The 17,633-nt window shown below is 46.3% G+C and carries 13 protein-coding genes, 1 tRNA gene and 1 pseudogene; 3 read left to right on the top strand and 12 right to left on the bottom strand.

Annotated features, from left to right (window positions below; genetic code table 11):
- Entirely contained in the window at positions 1-1,866 is a 1,866-nt protein-coding gene (gene ftsH, locus V9W66_RS01800) for an ATP-dependent zinc metalloprotease FtsH (RefSeq protein ID WP_144095269.1), read from the bottom strand.
- Between the two features lie 221 nt (positions 1,867-2,087).
- On the opposite strand from ftsH, the gene V9W66_RS01805 reads away from it, so the two are divergent.
- Positions 2,088-2,169: transfer RNA gene (locus V9W66_RS01805), tRNA-Leu, on the top strand.
- An 81-nt stretch (positions 2,170-2,250) separates the two neighbouring features.
- On the top strand, positions 2,251-3,627 hold the full coding sequence (locus V9W66_RS01810) for an MATE family efflux transporter (RefSeq protein WP_144095271.1): 1,377 nt from the start codon (positions 2,251-2,253) through the stop codon (positions 3,625-3,627).
- Positions 3,628-3,752: 125 nt separating this feature from the next.
- Here V9W66_RS01810 and V9W66_RS01815 read toward each other — a convergent pair whose 3' ends face one another.
- From V9W66_RS01815 to V9W66_RS01830, 4 genes and pseudogenes are all read right to left on the bottom strand, one after another.
- On the bottom strand, positions 3,753-5,042 hold the full coding sequence (locus V9W66_RS01815; RefSeq protein ID WP_144095272.1) for a diaminopimelate decarboxylase: 1,290 nt from the start codon (positions 5,040-5,042) through the stop codon (positions 3,753-3,755).
- A gap of 52 nt (positions 5,043-5,094) precedes the next feature.
- A complete protein-coding gene (gene pyk, locus V9W66_RS01820; RefSeq protein WP_144095274.1) occupies positions 5,095-6,531 on the bottom strand; it encodes a pyruvate kinase in 1,437 nt (478 codons plus the stop codon).
- A 27-nt stretch (positions 6,532-6,558) separates the two neighbouring features.
- The gene (locus tag V9W66_RS01825; protein ID WP_110103272.1) at positions 6,559-7,449 is read right to left on the bottom strand and encodes a hypothetical protein; all 891 of its coding nucleotides are present in this window, start codon (positions 7,447-7,449) and stop codon (positions 6,559-6,561) included.
- A gap of 30 nt (positions 7,450-7,479) precedes the next feature.
- Positions 7,480-8,420, bottom strand: a pseudogene (locus tag V9W66_RS01830) (magnesium transporter CorA family protein).
- 226 nt (positions 8,421-8,646) lie between these two features.
- Between V9W66_RS01830 and aroC the strand changes: the two are divergent.
- Positions 8,647-9,741: a chorismate synthase gene (gene aroC, locus V9W66_RS01835; protein WP_144095276.1), complete on the top strand. Its 1,095-nt coding sequence runs from the start codon at positions 8,647-8,649 to the stop codon at positions 9,739-9,741.
- A 128-nt stretch (positions 9,742-9,869) separates the two neighbouring features.
- Here aroC and V9W66_RS01840 read toward each other — a convergent pair whose 3' ends face one another.
- From V9W66_RS01840 to hemA, 7 genes are all read right to left on the bottom strand, one after another.
- On the bottom strand, positions 9,870-10,952 hold the full coding sequence (locus tag V9W66_RS01840; RefSeq protein WP_144095278.1) for a lactonase family protein: 1,083 nt from the start codon (positions 10,950-10,952) through the stop codon (positions 9,870-9,872).
- A gap of 188 nt (positions 10,953-11,140) precedes the next feature.
- On the bottom strand, positions 11,141-12,421 hold the full coding sequence (gene hemL / locus V9W66_RS01845) for a glutamate-1-semialdehyde 2,1-aminomutase (RefSeq protein WP_144095279.1): 1,281 nt from the start codon (positions 12,419-12,421) through the stop codon (positions 11,141-11,143).
- Complete coding sequence (gene hemB / locus V9W66_RS01850) at positions 12,421-13,404, bottom strand: porphobilinogen synthase (protein WP_022426908.1); 984 nt, start codon at positions 13,402-13,404, stop codon at positions 12,421-12,423. Before hemB ends, hemL begins: the two co-directional genes overlap by 1 nt.
- A gap of 2 nt (positions 13,405-13,406) precedes the next feature.
- Positions 13,407-14,912, bottom strand: a complete 1,506-nt coding sequence (gene cobA / locus V9W66_RS01855; protein ID WP_144095281.1) for a uroporphyrinogen-III C-methyltransferase — start codon at positions 14,910-14,912, stop codon at positions 13,407-13,409.
- Positions 14,909-15,802, bottom strand: coding sequence for a hydroxymethylbilane synthase (gene hemC / locus V9W66_RS01860; protein WP_334296091.1), 894 nt, complete (start codon positions 15,800-15,802; stop codon positions 14,909-14,911). Before hemC ends, cobA begins: the two co-directional genes overlap by 4 nt.
- A complete protein-coding gene (locus tag V9W66_RS01865) occupies positions 15,789-16,280 on the bottom strand; it encodes a precorrin-2 dehydrogenase/sirohydrochlorin ferrochelatase family protein (RefSeq protein ID WP_015525267.1) in 492 nt (163 codons plus the stop codon). Before V9W66_RS01865 ends, hemC begins: the two co-directional genes overlap by 14 nt.
- On the bottom strand, positions 16,270-17,499 hold the full coding sequence (hemA, locus tag V9W66_RS01870; protein WP_144095285.1) for a glutamyl-tRNA reductase: 1,230 nt from the start codon (positions 17,497-17,499) through the stop codon (positions 16,270-16,272). The genes V9W66_RS01865 and hemA overlap by 11 nt, the downstream gene beginning before the upstream one ends.
- Positions 17,500-17,633: the final 134 nt, after the last annotated feature.

A 17,633-nucleotide genomic window follows, 5' to 3' on the forward strand; every position in this document is an offset into this window, starting at 1 on the left:
TTAATTTTCCTGTGTATTCTCAATCTCCACCGGCGCTTCATTCAGGATCTTCATAAACTCCTCACCGGTGATCGTCTCATGCTCATACAGATACTTGGCAATCTCATGGAGCTTTCCGATATTATCTGTCAGGATCTTCGTAGCCTTTTCATGCTCCCGTCTTACAAGCTCCACAACCTTCTTGTCCAAAAGCGTCTGCGTCTCAAAGGAACAGGTTAGACTTGCATCTCCGCCAAGATACTGATTGCTTACATTTTCCATGGCAACCATGTCAAAATCATCACTCATACCATACCTGCTGATCATCGCTCTGGCAATCTTGGTCGCCTGCTCAATATCATTGGAGGCACCGGTAGTAATGGAATGGAAGATCAGCTCTTCCGCTGCACGGCCGCCTGTAAATGTAGCGATCTTATTCTCCAGTTCTTCCTTAGTCATCAGGAAATGTTCCTGCTCATCTACCTGCATGGTATATCCCAGTGCACCGGAGGTACGTGGAATGATCGTGATCTTATGGACCGGTGCAGAATCTGTCTGCTTGGCAGCAACCAGTGCATGACCAACCTCATGATAGGAAACGATCAGCTTTTCCTTATTGGAAAGTACACGGTTCTTTTTCTGATATCCGGCAATAACAACTTCGATGCTTTCTTCAAAATCCGCCTGTGTGGCAAATTTCCGTCCGTCGCGGACTGCACGGAGAGCTGCCTCGTTGACAATATTGGCAAGCTCCGCACCGGAGGCACCGACTGCCGCCTTGGCAATTTCATCAAACCGGACTGTATCCGCAATTTTGATTTTCTTGGCATGAACCTTCAGGATTTCCTCACGCCCCTGAAGATCCGGAAGCTCAACCGGGATCCTTCTGTCAAAACGTCCCGGACGAAGAAGTGCAGGGTCAAGGGAATCCGGTCGGTTGGTAGCTGCCAGGATCACAACACCCTTGGAACCGTCAAAACCGTCCATCTCTGTCAAAAGCTGGTTCAGTGTCTGCTCACGCTCATCGTTTCCGCCGCCCATTCCGGAGCCGTCACGTTTCTTGCCGATCGTATCGATCTCATCAATAAATACGATACATGGTGCCTTCTCATTGGCCTGTTTAAAAAGATCACGGACCTTGGCAGCACCCATACCCACAAACATCTCCACAAATTCCGAACCGGAAATTGAGAAAAACGGAACCTCCGCCTCACCGGCAACTGCCTTGGCAAGAAGAGTTTTACCGGTTCCGGGAGGGCCTACAAGAAGGGCACCCTTCGGCATGGAAGCACCGATCTCTCTGTATTTCTCCGGATTATGAAGGAAATCTACAATTTCCGTCAAAAGCTCCTTGGCTTCATCCTCACCGGCAACATCTGAAAATTTGATTCCCGTAGAGGATTTCACATAAACCTTGGCATTGCTTTTGCCAAAGGACATCATTCCTCCCGGTCCTCCGTTTCCCATGGAACTCATCATCTTCTTGCTGAGCCAGCGTCCCAGGAGAATAAAGATTGCGATCGGGAATACATATCCCAGGATCAGAGATAAAAGCAGGGACTGTCTCTGCGGTGCCGTACCCTCTATACTTACGCCCGCATCGTAAAGATGGGATACAAGATCCTGATCCTCTACAGATACCGTCTTACAATAGACATCATTTCCATCCACTTTCATAGTATAATAAATGTAATCGGAATTAAGGGTTGCCTCATATACTTTTCCTCTGTCTACGGCTTTCAGGAAGGTGGTGTAATCGGTTTCTTTTACACTTCTCTCAGAAAGAGCAGGAAGAGCAAAAACATTCAGCAGAACAATAATTACGACCGCAATAATGTAATATACATACAGCGGCCGCTTCTCTGGTTTTTTTGAATTCAGATTCATGCAGTCTCCTCCGTTATCTTATAGTATATTGCTATATCCACAGTGCTATATCAGGTGGTACAGCCTTGTAGTACACTCTACCACTTTTTTCAGTCAATTTCAAGGATGCCTCATCCGATTTCATAAACTTTTTAGAATTGAAAATCTTTCCAAATAATACCTTTATTCTGAAAAAATCCTTGCAAGCCACCTGATACTGTGCTATTATAATAAATGGTTATGCCGCTGTGGCGGAATTGGCAGACGCACTTGACTCAAAATCAAGCGGAGCGATCCGTGCCGGTTCGAGTCCGGCCAGCGGCATTCGCATAAAAGACCTGACGGAGAAATCTGTCAGGTCTTTATTATATACTACCAAAAAACACGAAAGGAATGGATATAAAAATGGAAAAAGACAAAAGCTTTTTAGGAACCGAGTCTGTCGGAAAGCTTCTTCTGCAGCTTGCACTTCCTACCGTTGCCGCACAGCTCATCAATATGCTCTACAATATCGTCGATCGTATCTATATTGGTCATATTCCCGGAGAGGGTGCTCTTGCCCTTACCGGTGTAGGTGTCTGTATGCCGCTTATTATGGTCGTATCCGCCTTCGCTGCTCTTGTCGGAAACGGAGGCGCTCCCAGGGCCAGCATCTTTATGGGTAAAAATGACACATCAAAAGCCGAACAGACTCTCGGAAACTGCTTCGCCATGCAGGTCATCATCTCCCTGATCCTGACTGTTATCCTGTTTCTCGGAAACCGCAGCCTTCTCCTTGCATTCGGCGCCAGTGCAAACACCATCGACTATGCGGTGGGTTACATGAATATCTATGCAGTAGGAACTATCTTTGTACAGCTGACTCTTGGCATGAATAATTTCATCACAGCCCAGGGATTCGCAAAAACCGGAATGCTCTCCGTACTGATCGGTGCGATCTCCAACATTATTCTGGATCCGGTTTTTATTTTCGGATTCCACATGGGTGTCCGGGGCGCTGCTCTGGCAACGGTAATCTCCCAGGCATTTTCCTGCATCTGGGTTCTCTCATTCCTCTTTGGAAAAAAGACCTTCCTGAAGCTTCGGAAAAGCACCATGAAACTGAAAGCCGATATCATTCTGCCCTGTATGGCTCTTGGCTCTTCTCTCTTTGTCATGCAGCTCAGTGAAAGCGTTATCTCTGTCTGCTACAATTCCTCACTCTTAAAATACGGCGGGGATGTTGCAGTAGGAGCCATGACCATCCTTACCAGCGTCATGCAGTTTGCCATGCTTCCTCTTCAGGGGCTTGGTCAGGGTGCACAGCCTATCATCAGCTACAACTATGGTGCACGTAACAAAAAACGTGTACGTTCTACATTTAAGCTTCTTGTAAAAACAAGTGTTTCTTATTCCGTGATCCTGTGGCTGATCATTATGATCTTCCCGCAGCTCTTTGCAGGAATGTTTACTTCGGACAGTACATTACTTGCTTTCACAAAGACAGCTCTCCGGATCTATATGGCAGTTGTGTTTATCTTTGGTATCCAAATTGCCTGCCAGATGACCTTTATCTCCCTTGGCAGAGCCAAAGATTCCATCATTGTGGCTATTGTCCGGAAATTTATTCTGGTCATCCCGCTGATCTATATCCTGCCCAATATTTTCCGTGCTGACCGGACAAATGCAGTTTATATGGCCGAGCCGGTTGCGGATATCCTGGCCGTTACATTTACTGCCATCCTGTTTTTCTTTGAGTTTAGAAAAGCCCTGGCAGAAATCTCCGGCAGCCGGAAGCTGTAACCCTGCATTTGACCACCTTCCGCCCTGCCCGCAATCTTATACCTGCCAGACACTTAAACATAAAACAGCCTTCCGGCATCACTACCAAGATGCATAGAAGGCTGTTTTTATATATTTCCGCTATTTTATTTCAGTTCGTCTTCATCCTGAAGAAGTTTCTCAAAAACAGGGAAGCAGTCAAAGGTTGCAAAATAATCTCTCGGTGTCTCGGCACGACGGATCATCTCAAAGCTGCCGTCCTCATGAAGAAGGATCTCTGCAGATTTCAGTTTACCATTGTAGTTATAACCCATTGCAAAACCATGAGCACCTGTATCATGGATCACAAGAAGATCTCCCTTGTCGATTTTCGGAAGCATACGGTCAATGGCAAATTTATCATTATTCTCACAGAGGGAACCTGTCACATCATATTTATGATCGCACGGCTCGTTCTCCTTACCCATAACCGTAATGTGATGATAAGCACCATACATAGCCGGGCGCATCAGATTTACTGCACAGGCATCTACGCCGATATACTCTTTATGTGTATGCTTCTCATGGATTGCTTTTGTGACAAGACAGCCATACGGTCCCATCATGAAACGGCCAAGCTCTGTATAGATCGCAACATCCCCCATTCCTTCCGGAACAAGGACTTCTTCATAAACCTTGCGGACACCTTCGCCGATCACACGGATATCATTTGGCTCCTGATCCGGTTTATAAGGAATTCCGATACCACCGGAAAGATTGATGAATTTAATGTGTGCACCTGTCTCCTTCTGAAGCTTCACGGCAAGCTCAAACATAACCTCTGCAAGCATTGGATAATAATCATTGGTCACTGTGTTGCTTGCAAGGAATGCATGGATTCCGAACTCTTTGGCACCTTTGGATTTCAGGATACGGAATGCGTCAAAGATCTGCTCGGTAGTCATTCCGTATTTTGCATCTCCGGGATTATCCATGATACCGTTACTGATCTTAAATACTCCACCTGGATTGTAACGGCAGCTGATCACTTCCGGGATTTTTCCGAGAGCTTTCTCTACGCTCTCAATATGTGTGATGTCATCAAGGTTGATGATCCCACCGATCTCATCTGCATATCTGAACTCTTTCTCCGGTGTGTCATTGGAGGAAAACATGATATCGCCCTTTTTGCAGCCTACTGCCTTGGCCATCATAAGCTCTGTCTCTGAGGAGCAGTCGCAGCCACAGCCATACTCCTGCAGAATATTGATCAGATATGGATTCGGTGTTGCCTTTACCGCAAAAAATTCCTTGAATCCTTTGTTCCATGCAAAGGCCTCTTTCAAGGCTTTTGCATTCTCACGGATTCCCTTCTCATCATAGAGATGGAAGGGTGTCGGAAACTTTTCGGTAATTTCGTTGAGTTTCTCAAGTGTCACAAATGGTTCTTTTTTCATAATAACTGCATCTCCTGTTTTTCCGACTGCTGTTCCCGAAGAAACCTCAGTCTTATTCTGCCTCGATCACGTGCATCATATTTGTCACTGCACCACGACCGTTTGTCATGTTGGTCGCAGGGTCTCCTGCTGTAAATACAACAAGGTCTCCTTTATGTATCAGATGACGGCAGCGGACAACATTCATGGCCTGAGACATGATATGGTCCGTGGTATCTCTCTGATATCCTTTCAGAGGTGTTACACCCCAGATCAGCTGAAGTTTATGCTGGATGGTTGAGTTCGGTGTGATCGCATAGATCGGAACCTTCGGGCGGAAATTGGAGATCAGTCTGGCTGTATTTCCACTCATTGTCGGTGTTACGATAGCGTTCGCCTTCAGGTTCTTTGCAGTACGCACCGTTGCAAGTGCCACTGCACTGGAGATCTTCTCTCTTCCATCCATGGAACGATGTTCAATAAACACTTTATAATCCAGATGCGGCTCTGTCATCTCTGCGATATCTGCCATCATCTTAAGAGCATCAACCGGATATTTACCAGCTGCTGTCTCTCCGGAAAGCATGATCGCATCGGTTCCGTCGTAGATCGCATTGGCAACATCGGCTACCTCTGCACGTGTAGGACGCGGATTACGGATCATGGAATCAAGCATCTGTGTTGCTGTGATAACCGGTGTATAATGTTCGTTACACTTACGGATGATCTCCTTCTGGATGTGAGGTACCTGGCTTGCAGGAATTTCCACACCGAGATCTCCTCTGGCAACCATGATACCGTCAGATGCTTCAATGATGGAATCAATATTCTCAACACCCTCTGCATTCTCGATCTTCGCGATAATACCGATATCCTTTCCACCATTATCATTCAGAAGCTTACGGATCTCACGGATCACCTCTGCGGAACGGACAAAAGATGCCGCGATGAAATCAAATTTCTGCTCGATACCAAAGATAATGTCCTTTTTATCCTGCTCTGTGATTCCCGGAAGATTTACTTTTACATAGGGAACATTTACACCCTTCTTCTCTCCCAGCTCACCACCGTTTAAGATATCACAGACAATATCGGTTTCCTTGATCGCCTTAACCTCCAACTCGATCAGACCATCATCAATGAGGATTCTGTTTCCCGGTTTTACATCCTTGTAAAGTGTCTCATATGTGATAGCAACCTTTGTGCTGTCGCCTTCAAAATCGCCAATTCCAAGTACAAACTGTTTTCCCGCTTCCAGCTTAACCTTCTGTCCGTCCTTTAAAAGTCTGGTACGGATCTCCGGTCCCTTTGTGTCAAGAAGCATGGCAATAGGCATATTAAGCTCCTCACGAAGCTCCTTGATCATATCCACACGGCCCTTCTGCTCCTCGTGATCTCCGTGAGAAAAGTTGAATCTGGCAATATCCATTCCATTCTCCATAAGAGCCTTCAGAGTTTCCCTGTTATTGCTGGCAGGTCCAAGTGTACAGATAATCTTAGTTTTTTTCATAATAATGTTCTCCTTCGCTTGTGCGTTTTACTGTACGTGTTTATGTGTAAATAAATGATCCTGACAATATTCATAATTTCCGTTGCACTTTGAGCAGAAACGAAACTCCAGGTTTGGGTCATCCTTTTCGGTACGTCCGCAGATCGCACATTTATGCTTGGCGATCCCATCCGGACCGAACCCTGTTCTGGAAGGAGCCACAGCCTTCTTAAACTGCTGCCTCCTGTGGATCTCCTTCGGATTGTATCGGTTCATATCACGGGTACTGAAATAAAAGATCACAAAGTTTAAAAGTGATGCTACGATCGGTACTACGCCTACCCAAAGCCCGACTCGAAGATAAGATACGATATCCCACGCAATGAACAGTCCGTATACAAAGGCCATCCATTTCATCCTGATCGGGATCACAAACATAAGAAGCAGCTGAAGATCCGGATATGTGACTGCATAGGCAAGGAAAATAGAAAGACTGATATAATATGTGGTAAAAATATTTCCGCCAAGAGAATAGGCGATGCCGTTCATCACCACATAACCACCTGTAAATACATGTAAAAGCACTGCTGCGATCACAGTAAACAAAACACCTGAAAAAATATACAATGTGTACCGGAAAGTTCCCCAGGTACGTTCCAGTGAAGTACCGATCGGATAATAGAAAAAAAAGATTGCGAGAAGGAACATCACAAGATTGCCGGTTCCTCCCACACTGGACGGCGGATAGATCACCCATGTCACCAGTCTCCAGATCTGTCCCTTCATGACCATGGACATATCAAGACTCAGCATGTTCAAAACTCCCGGAGCAAACATAGCCAGAAAATACCCCAACACATAACATCCGATGATGTAAACAGTCAGATTCGGAACCCCGAATCTTCCGAATTTACGTTCCAGTTTGTCGATAAATTTCATTAAAATCTCCTTTCAGAAAACTTTTGAAAATCAGAAAAATCGCTTCTTGGAAAGAATGATCGCTGCCACAACACTGATTGCCACAGAAATCAGGATAATGATCAGAAATCCCAATGGACTCCCTGATAAGGGCATACCGGAACCAGCCACATTCATTCCGTAAGCACTGAACACAATAGTCGGAATACTCATGACAATAGTAATGATCGCCAGTACCTTCATAACGATATTCATATTATTGGAGATGATCGATGCAAAAGCATCCATAGTTCCGTTCAGGATACCGCTGTACACATTGGCCATTTCGATCGCCTGCTTATTCTCAGTGATGACATCCTCCAGAAGATCGGTGTCCTCCGGATATTTCTTGATGCTGTCTATCTTCAGAAGCTTCTCCAGCACAACCTCATTGGACCGGAGTGACGTAATAAAATAAGTCAGGGATTTCTGCAGCTCCAGAAGCTCGATCAGCTCTTCATTTCTTGTGGAAAGATGCAGTTTTTCTTCCACCTGCTCACTTTTTTGTCAATGATACGCAGATAACGCAGGTACATGCTCGCATTTCTGTAAAGGATCTGAAAGATAAAACGGGTCTTCATATAGGTAAAAAAGCTCCGGACTCTTCCCTCCATAAATCTGGTAAGAACCGGTGTGTCCTCCAGACAGATGGTAAAGATCATAGACCCCGTCACAATGATGCCAAGCGGTATTGTCCCATACCAGTCCTTGTCATTACGTTCCTCGATCATAGGAACATCAACCAGGATCAGTGTATAATTATCCTCAACTTCGATACGTGACCGTTCTTCCTCATCCAAAGGGGATCGTAAATCGTCAACCTCTATATCAAACTTCTCGGAAAATTCAAAAATCTCTGTTGCCGTCGGATTCGTCAACGCAATCCAGCAGCCTTCCTCCGGTTCCTGTATCTGGTGGATGGCTCCGTCTATTGTCTTGTAAATCCTTACCACGATTCCCACTTCCCTTCTCTTGCTTTTCTTTTGCCAGGGCAAAATTCTTTTTTATTATAAATAGTCAAAATAGCTTTGTCAATTCATACCTTTTCTTTTTAAAAGAGCTTTTAAATAATTTCACATGATCTTTACATAAAAATTCCTTCTGCCTTCCACGTTCTTTACATTTTTTCCGGCTTCCTATATAATGATTCCAGAATTCCAACGAAAGGAAGTTATACAAATGAGTCAGTCATCATTCGGAAAAAAATTCGTGGTTACCACCTGGGGAGAATCTCACGGCAAGGCTATCGGTGCCGTTCTCGACGGCTGTCCCGCAGGTCTTTCTCTCTGCGAAGAAGATATCCAGGTTTTTCTTGACCGGAGAAAGCCCGGGCAGAGCCGTTATACAACTGCCCGTAAGGAAGGAGATCTGGTGGAGATTCTTTCCGGAGTTTTTGAAGGAAAGACTACCGGTACTCCAATTTCTCTTCTGATCCGCAATACAGATCAGCGTTCCAGAGATTACGGAAATATCGCATACTCCTATCGTCCCGGTCACGCAGACTTTACCTTTGACCAGAAATATGGATTCCGTGATTACCGTGGAGGTGGACGCTCCTCCGGAAGAGAAACCGCCGGACGTGTGGCAGCCGGTGCCATTGCCATCAAGCTGTTAAACGAACTTGGCATTACATTAACTACCTACGCAAGATCCATCGGTCCTGTGGAAATCCGGTCCTTCTCAGAAGAAGAGATCCGAAATAATGCACTCTGCATGCCAGATGCCGACGCAGCCGCAAAGGCATCTGCCTATCTCGAACAATGTCTGAACAGTCAGGACAGTGCAGGCGGTGTGATCGAATGCCGCATCAAAAACGTTCCTGCCGGTCTGGGCGATACGGTTTTTGACAAGCTGGATGCTACCCTCGCTCATGCGATCATGTCCATCGGTGCTGTAAAAGCTGTTGAAATCGGTGATGGCATCAATGTGACACGTCTTACCGGTTCCGAAGACAACGACGGTTTTGTACAGAAAAACGGCATTATTTCCAAAACCTCCAACCATGCAGGTGGTATTATGGGTGGTATGAGTGACGGCAGTGATATCATACTCCGTGCACATATCAAACCTACTCCTTCCATCAGTCAGTCTCAGTCTACTGTGACCAACACCGGAGAAAACCTGGAGCTTGAGATCAAGGGCCGGCATGATCCGGTGATCGTACCGCGTGCAGTAGTCGTTGTGGAAGCTATGGCAGCACTTACCATTACAGATGCACTTTTTAACAATATGAGTGCACGGATGGATCGTATCCACGAATTTTATCAGCGGTAATTTCACATTTTGACCTGTCCGATAAAAAATTATAAATGCGCAAAAAAACAGACTCAGGGAAAGTTCCTACTCGTCCCTGAGTCTGTTTTTGTCTGCCTGTACAAGACTTACTTTGATCAATCCTGTTCTTAATCCAACTGCTCGCATGTATCCGGTACCGGCCAGATATGGATACTGTTCGGTGTCTCGATCTTTCTCGGTTTTTCGTTCATCATGATGATATTCTTTTCATAATCCACAGTGAAAACGGTAATACTGTTGCTGGCATGATTGGCAACAGCAATATGCTTGTTATCCGGGAAGATCATAAGATCCTTCGGATAATCACCACTGATCGGAAGTGTAAATTTCTTGGTCAGAAGGCCTGTTTCCTGGTCTACTGCATACATAGTCACAGTATTTTCCCCTGCTGTTGTACAGAAAAGATATTTACCGTCCGCAGAAAGAGATATACCGGAAGCTGCGTTATGAAGCGCATCATTGGAATCCTCTTTTCCAAGAGTGGTAATGCTCTGAAGCAGCTGAAACTCCGGATTCTTACCGCTTCCGTCATAGCTGTATACCTTCACCTCATTGCTGAGCTCAAAAAGAAGATATGCAAATCTTCCGTCATCACTGAAACGGATGATACGAGGGCCGCTCTCTCTCGGGCAGCGAAGAATGTCAACCAGCTCCAGTTTGTCTTTCTTCTTATTGATACGATAGATCTTAACCTGATCGATACCATTATCTACCGCACAGAGATACTTATTATCCGGTGTCGGACGTACACAATTAACATGCGGACGGAAGTTACGCTCTGCCACGCTTCCAAGTCCCTTGTGGAAAACGCCGTCCATAACACTTCCCAGACGGCCGTCTTTATGTGTATGTACAACCGTTACCTTACCATCATGGTACCCTGCCACATAAAGATATCTTCCGTCCACATCTGTTGCAAGATAGCAGCCTCGCATTCCGTTGATATCCACACTGTTGAGGCGGGTAAGATCACCGTTCTTGTCTCTTTCAAATACAGCTACACCCTCATCCTCAATGGAATACAGATATTTACCGTTTTTTGATACTGCCAAATGAGAAGCATTGCTAACTTCCACTTCGCTTCGTTCTGTGAGTGTTCCTTTTTCTACATCTACATCGTATACCTGAATTCCCTTACTGGTTCCATGGGTATATGTTCCCACGTAAGCCACGTACTTCTTTTTTCCCATAAGTTCTGGCCTCCTGCTTTTTACATTGGTTACGTATTTTTGTGTTTATTTTATCACAAAGCTTCTGCAAGAACAAGTTATCATCCTGTTATCTTTTGTGCAATTTTTTATGCAAAGCTGCCGTTCACTATGGCGTTCACACATGATCCACGCAAATGTATCGGCTCCTGCGCATCCATTACGCCTCTTTACAGATCTCCCAAAGCGCCTCTCATTGCTTCCAGAGTTTCATCAATTACTTCATCTGTATGCGCTGTGGAAAGGAACATCGCCTCAAACTGGGAAGGTGCAAGATGAATGCCTCGTTTCAGCATTCCCTTGAAATATTTTGCAAAAAGCTCCAGGTTGGATGTTTTTGCAGAAACATAGTCTTTTACCTCCTGGTCTGTAAAGAAAATACTTGCCAGAGAAGAATCATAGTTTACCTGATATGGAAGACCTTTTTCCTCCACGATCTTCTTCAAGCCGCCGTAAAGCTTCTCACCTTTGGCAGCCAGATCTTTGTAGATTTCCTGATGCTCATAGAGATATTTCAGCTGTGTGAAACCTGCAGCCATGGCAACCGGGTTTCCGCTTAAGGTACCTGCCTGGTATACAGGACCACACGGTGAGATCAGATCCATGATCTCCTTACGTCCGCCATAAGCGCCTACCGGCATTCCTGCGCCGATTATTTTCCCGTAGGTGACAAGATCCGGACGGATACCAAAATACTCTGCTGCTCCGCCAAAGGCAAGTCGGAAGCCTGTGATCACTTCATCAAAGATCAGCAGACAATTGTGCTCATCGCAAAGCTCACGAAGCCGCCTTAAGAAACCTGGTTTCGGAGGAACCACACCCATGTTTGCTCCTACTGCCTCCACGATCACGGCTGCCACATTTCCCTCTTCCTGTTTGAGAAGTGCTTCCACACTGGCGGCATCATTGTAGGTAGCCGTCATGGTATCCTGTGTACAGCCCTTCGGAACACCGGCGCTGTCCGGAATACCACTTGCCATGACACCGGAGCCGGCACTTACCAGAAGGCAGTCACTGTGTCCGTGATAGCAGCCTGCAAATTTGATGATCTTGTCTTTTCCGGTAAAACCTCTTGCTGCACGGATGGCACTCATAACAGCTTCTGTTCCTGAGTTTACCATACGGATCATATCTACATGTGGAATATGTTCACAGATAAATTCTGCGATCTCTACTTCAATTCCTGTAGCACAGCCAAAGCTCAGGCCATTTTCGCAGGCCTTGATCACATTCTCGCGGATCTCCGGGAAATTATGTCCCAGGATCATCGGGCCCCAGGAATCAATGTAATCCACATAACGGTTTCCATCTACATCATAGATGTAGCATTTATCTGCTTTTTCAATAAAACGAGGTGCCTCACCGATGGCTCCGTAAGATCTTACCGGGCTGTTTACGCCTCCCGGGATTCTTTTTACCGCACGCTCAAATAACTGTTCTGATCTTGTCATCAGCCGATCCTCCCTTCATCCATAAGTCTTGCCAGAAGCTCCGCATAATAGGTAAGATAGATCTGCGCGCCGGAACGGAATGCTCCTGTAGCCATCTCACCCACGATCCTTTCTTCGTCGATCCAGCCGTTTGCAGCTGCTGCTTTTACCATTGCATACTCACCACTGACACTGTATGCGGCAACCGGAACGTTTGTGATCTCCTTTACCTGCCAGATCATGTCCTGGTATGCAAGAGCCGGTTTTACCATGATGATATCTGCACCCTCTTCCACATCTGCAAGTGCCTCTTTCAGCCCTTCTCTGCTGTTATGCGGATCCATCTGGTAGCTTTTTCTGTCCCCAAAAGACGGAGCAGAATCTGCTGCCTCACGGAACGGGCCATAAAATGCAGAAGCATATTTTACTGCATAGGACATGATCGGTGTTGTATAATGTCCGGCCTTGTCCAGGCACTGACGGATCGCTGCAACACGACCATCCATCATATCAGACGGAGCAACCATATCTGCACCTGCCTCCACGTGGGAAAGTGCTGTTTTTGCGAGAAGCTCCAGCGTCTTGTCATTGTCCACATCATGACCGCAGAGAACGCCGCAATGGCCATGGGAAGTGTACTCACACATGCATACATCTGTTACATAATAAAGCTCCGGAAATTTCTCTTTTGCAATGCGAAGAGCTCTCTGAACGATCCCCTCCGGATCATAGGCACCGCTGCCCACTTCATCCTTATGGTCAGGAATACCAAAAAACATCACACTGCCTACACCGGCTTTGGAAAGCTGCTCCAGTTTATACGGAAGACGGTCCAGGCTGTAACGGTACTGCCCGGTCATGGACGGAATTTCTTCTTCCTTATTTTCTCCTTCCATTACGAACATAGGATACATAAGAGAAGATTTATCCATTCTTGTCTCACGTACCATCTTACGAAGGTTTTCGCTACCTCTTAATCTTCTTGGTCTTTTTGTCAGTTCCATGATCATTCGCTCCTTTTCATATCCTCCACCAGCTTGACAAGACTGTCAATGGTGGCTTTTTCTGACATATATGCTTTCATTCCAAAGCTCTCAGCAGCCGCCTTCGTCTGTCTGCCGATGCAGGCCGCCTTAACCTTTGAATAATCCAGTCCTTTTGTTCCCTCCACAAATCCCTTCACAGTGGAGGCACTTGTAAACACCGCACAGCTGATCTGTCCTGTTTCAAATTCCTTCTTCTCATCGATGAGCTGGCTCTTTTCGTAAAGAGTCTGATAGGTCGGAACATCCTCGACCACAGCACCTGCCTGTGCAAGAAATGCTGTGAGCTTTTCATTACCCTTTTCTGCCCGCGGGATAAGTATCTTTTCTCCACCGGAAAGAAGCTCTGAGAGTTCCTTTCCAAGAGTATCCCCGTCATATACCGACGGCACAAAATCTGCCAGCAATCCTCTTTCCTGCAGGGCCTTTTTTGTTCCCTCCCCGATCACGGCCAGACGGGCATTTCCCATGGCACGGATATCTTTTCCATGGCGGATCAGTTCTTCAAAAAATACCCTTACACCTGTAGGGCTGGTAAATACAAGCCACTGATATTCCTCCAGGTGATCCAGTGCTTTATAGAGACGGCTCTGGTCTTCCATGGGGACAGTACGGATCGCCGGAAGCTCCAGAACCTCCGCACCTTTTTCACGAAGCTTGTCCGCAGTTCTGGAAACAAGCTCTTTCGGTCTTGTGACAAGAACCTTCCATCCTGAAAGCGGCAGTTCTTCATACCAGGCAAACTTCTCTGCCAGTGTACACACCTTACCCACCACAATGATCGCCGGTGTCTCGATCCCCTGGCGTTTCACCTCTTCTTCCAGGGTAGAAACTGTTGCTACGATCCGTTTCTGACCTGCTGTAGTTCCCTTCTGCAGGATCGCCGCAGGCATATCCTTTTCCATTCCTGCGCCTATAAGACCCTCGCAGATATCCGGAAGTGCGGACACCCCCATCAGGAATACAAGCGTTCCCTTTGTATCAACAAGTGCATGGAAGTCTATATCGTATTCTTCTCCGGCTTTCTTGTGTCCTGTAATGATGTGGACTGAAGAACAGAAATTCCTGTGTGTTACCGGAACCCCGTTATATGCCGGTACTGCAATGGAGGAAGTAACACCCGGAACAACCTCATAAGGGATCCCATTCTCCCGAAGAAGCTCCAGCTCCTCTCCCCCTCTTCCAAAGAGGAATGGATCTCCGCCTTTCAGGCGCACCACACGAAGACCCCGCTGTGCCTCCTCAAGAAGTACCTGATTGATATTTTCCTGACGCATGATATGGTGACTGGCACGTTTGCCTACATTGATCAGCCTGGCATTTTCCGGGATTCTTGACAGAACTCCCTGACCTACCAGACTGTCATAGACGACCACATCTGCCTGTTCCAGCACTTTGAGGCCTTTTAATGTAAAAAGGCCGATATCGCCAGGACCCGCTCCTACCAGCCATACTTTTCCTGTTTTCATCTGTTTTCTCCTTTTTTCCGAAGAGTTTCTGCCAGTTCCCTGCCTAAGCTTTCCGCATCTGCCTTATTGCCACGCAGTGTTCCTGTTACATAGGAACCGTCTTTTTCATCATAATAAAGCCCTCTGAGATAGATCTCATCCCCGAGAATTTCCGCATGGGCAGCCACCGGAGAAGAGCATCCTCCATCCAGGAGCTTTACAAAAGCGCGCTCCGCACTTCCCGCGGTCCAGGCATCCTTATCGCAGTAGCCCTCCAGGAAATCATAAGCTTCCCCTTTTCTTCCCTGTACAGCAAGGATTCCCTGACCAGCAGCCGGAATGATCTCATCTGCTGTAAAATACCGGTTGATCCTGGATTCCAGTCCAAGTCTCTTAAGGCCGGCAGCAGCCAGGATCAATGCACTGTACTGTCCTTCATCCAGCTTCCGGAGTCTTGTCTGAAGATTTCCGCGGATACTTCTGACATCCATATCCGGATACAGTTTTTTAAGCTGTAAGGTTCTCCTTAAGCTGGAGCATCCAAGTGGCTTGCTTTTATCAAGTTCAGAAGCTCCCTCAGGAAGAACCAGTACGTCTCTCGGATCTTCTCTTTTGGAAAAAGCCAGAAGCGGCAGTTCCTCCGGAACCTCCATAGGCATATCTTTCAGGCTGTGTACAGAAAGAATACTTCTTCCAGCTATCAGTGCTTTATCCAGCTCCTTTACAAAAAGCCCTTTTCCGCCAACCTTATCCAGTGTACGGTCCAGAATGATATCCCCGGTAGTTTTCATAGTGAGGATTTCCACTTCCAGATCCGGATTTTTTTCTTTTATGTAGTCACGGACCATTTCGCTCTGCAGCACTGCAAGCTTACTCTCTCTGCTGCCGATCACGATCTTATCTCTCTTCATCTTCATCCTGCTCTCCCAGTACTTTTTCCAGCGCATTCTGGATCTCTTCCCTTACACGCTTTGCTTTTTTATGATCCAGTCCGCTGGCTGTAACTCCAACTACCATTTCATCCCGCATATATACGCCTGGGAAATAAAAATCACAGGCTTCCCGGTCGGAGGCTACATTAACATAAATGCCCTCCTCTTTACAGACACGGTGGATCTCATCATTCAGCTTCCAGTCATTGGTGGCTGCGATCACCATATATGCATTGGCAAAATCAGAACGTTTCACGGGACGGATATACAGAGTCACGGTTCCTGCTTTCCCGAGATCCATAAGCTCCTGGGTCACTTTTGTAGCCACTACCGTGATATTTCTTGTAAATTTCAGAAGAGTTTTTATTCTTCTGGTAGCAATATTACCACCACCTGCCACAACGATATTTTTATCGGACAGGTCTATAAACATGGGGAAATAAGGTTTATTCTTCATAAAGTTTCTCCAGTCCTTCCACACATTCCAGAAAAGCATCCTGGTTCAGACTGTCCCGAAGCCCGAAGATCAGCTTGTTCACAACCTTTCCGGCTGCAGTATCCACTGCTTTTTTCAGGTTTTCTCTGTCTGAATCCTCCATAGGAGTTTTCCGGAAGATTTTTTCGATCCTCAGGTTCAGATCTTCCACAGCATCCGCTTTGATCTCCTGGATGCGCGGGACGATATCACGACCTTCCAGCCACTGGAAAAATTCGTTCATCTGGGCCCTCACAATGGATCCTGCTGCTTCCAGGTTATCTGCAAGTTCCTTCGGTGTCTCACCGGTTCGGAAGCTGTCCATATCATAAAGTGTGATGTTATCTTTTTTTCGGATCTCCGGATCAATATCTCTTGGAACTGCCAGATCGATAAGGATCATAGGTCGTTCCACACGTACATCCTCAAACAATTCTTCCGTCAGTGTATAATTGGGGCTTGCTGTTGCGCTGACCACCAGGTCACACTCCGGCAGATAATCCATTCTTTCACCATAATTGATCCTGCTGCATCCAACAGGAATGCTCACAACACCACTTCTGTACTGACGGATCGTAACCGTCACATCCGCTCCTGCTTCACGCAGTGTCTGGGCAGCCATCTTCCCCATCTCACCGTTTCCGATCACCATACAGACTTTATTGCGAACATGATAACCACCCTCTTCCAGAAAACGGATGGCCTGATGGATCACAGAAGGATTTCCATGGGAAAACGGCACTTCCGTTTTGATCTTCTTGCCTGCAGTTACCGCCATACGGAAAAGCACCTCCAGAACACTGTCTGTGGTAAACTCATCCCTTGACATACTCAACGCATCTTTTACCTGGGTCAGGATCTGATCTTCCCCCAGGATCTGGGATTTCAGTCCGCTGGTAAGATAAAAAAGGTGCTCCACCGCCTCTTCGTTTTCTCTGCTGGTAAAATACTTCTGGTATTGTTCTCCCTGCACACCTTTCAACGAGCAGAGCCACTGATACAGGTCCGGCTTCTCCTCATCTGCAGTACTTACCCACAGTTCCAGACGGTTACAGGTCGACAGAATAATACACCCGCAGATCCCAGCTTCTTCTTTCAGCCTGTGCAGCGCCTCTCCGGTATTTTTACGGGTAAAAGCAAACTGCGCTCTGACATCTACAGGTGCCATATTATGATCGATTCCAAGCATGAATATACTCATGTCCTACGTTTCTCCTTTGTTTCCACAATCTTTTATAATGATAAACATTTCCGTAAGGAAAGTCAACTACGATTGACAATGTCAGCCCTCCCTTTTATAATATCTTATGGTAGAAATTGCGGATCATCTTTATA

This window comes from Blautia massiliensis (ex Durand et al. 2017) (genome assembly GCF_051861785.1).
Classification (GTDB): domain Bacteria; phylum Bacillota; class Clostridia; order Lachnospirales; family Lachnospiraceae; genus Blautia_A; species Blautia_A luti_A.

What these genes read in the sequence shown, in the direction of transcription:
- ftsH (WP_144095269.1), bottom strand. Translation starts at nt 1,866, where the DNA reads ATGAATCTGAATTCAAAAAAACCAGAGAAGCGGCCGCTGTATGTATAT.
- V9W66_RS01810 (WP_144095271.1), top strand. Translation starts at nt 2,251, where the DNA reads ATGGAAAAAGACAAAAGCTTTTTAGGAACCGAGTCTGTCGGAAAGCTT.
- V9W66_RS01815 (WP_144095272.1), bottom strand. Translation starts at nt 5,042, where the DNA reads ATGAAAAAAGAACCATTTGTGACACTTGAGAAACTCAACGAAATTACC.
- pyk (WP_144095274.1), bottom strand. Translation starts at nt 6,531, where the DNA reads ATGAAAAAAACTAAGATTATCTGTACACTTGGACCTGCCAGCAATAAC.
- V9W66_RS01825 (WP_110103272.1), bottom strand. Translation starts at nt 7,449, where the DNA reads ATGAAATTTATCGACAAACTGGAACGTAAATTCGGAAGATTCGGGGTT.
- aroC (WP_144095276.1), top strand. Translation starts at nt 8,647, where the DNA reads ATGAGTCAGTCATCATTCGGAAAAAAATTCGTGGTTACCACCTGGGGA.
- V9W66_RS01840 (WP_144095278.1), bottom strand. Translation starts at nt 10,952, where the DNA reads ATGGGAAAAAAGAAGTACGTGGCTTACGTGGGAACATATACCCATGGA.
- hemL (WP_144095279.1), bottom strand. Translation starts at nt 12,421, where the DNA reads ATGACAAGATCAGAACAGTTATTTGAGCGTGCGGTAAAAAGAATCCCG.
- hemB (WP_022426908.1), bottom strand. Translation starts at nt 13,404, where the DNA reads ATGGAACTGACAAAAAGACCAAGAAGATTAAGAGGTAGCGAAAACCTT.
- cobA (WP_144095281.1), bottom strand. Translation starts at nt 14,912, where the DNA reads ATGAAAACAGGAAAAGTATGGCTGGTAGGAGCGGGTCCTGGCGATATC.
- hemC (WP_334296091.1), bottom strand. Translation starts at nt 15,802, where the DNA reads ATGAAGAGAGATAAGATCGTGATCGGCAGCAGAGAGAGTAAGCTTGCA.
- V9W66_RS01865 (WP_015525267.1), bottom strand. Translation starts at nt 16,280, where the DNA reads ATGAAGAATAAACCTTATTTCCCCATGTTTATAGACCTGTCCGATAAA.
- hemA (WP_144095285.1), bottom strand. Translation starts at nt 17,499, where the DNA reads ATGAGTATATTCATGCTTGGAATCGATCATAATATGGCACCTGTAGAT.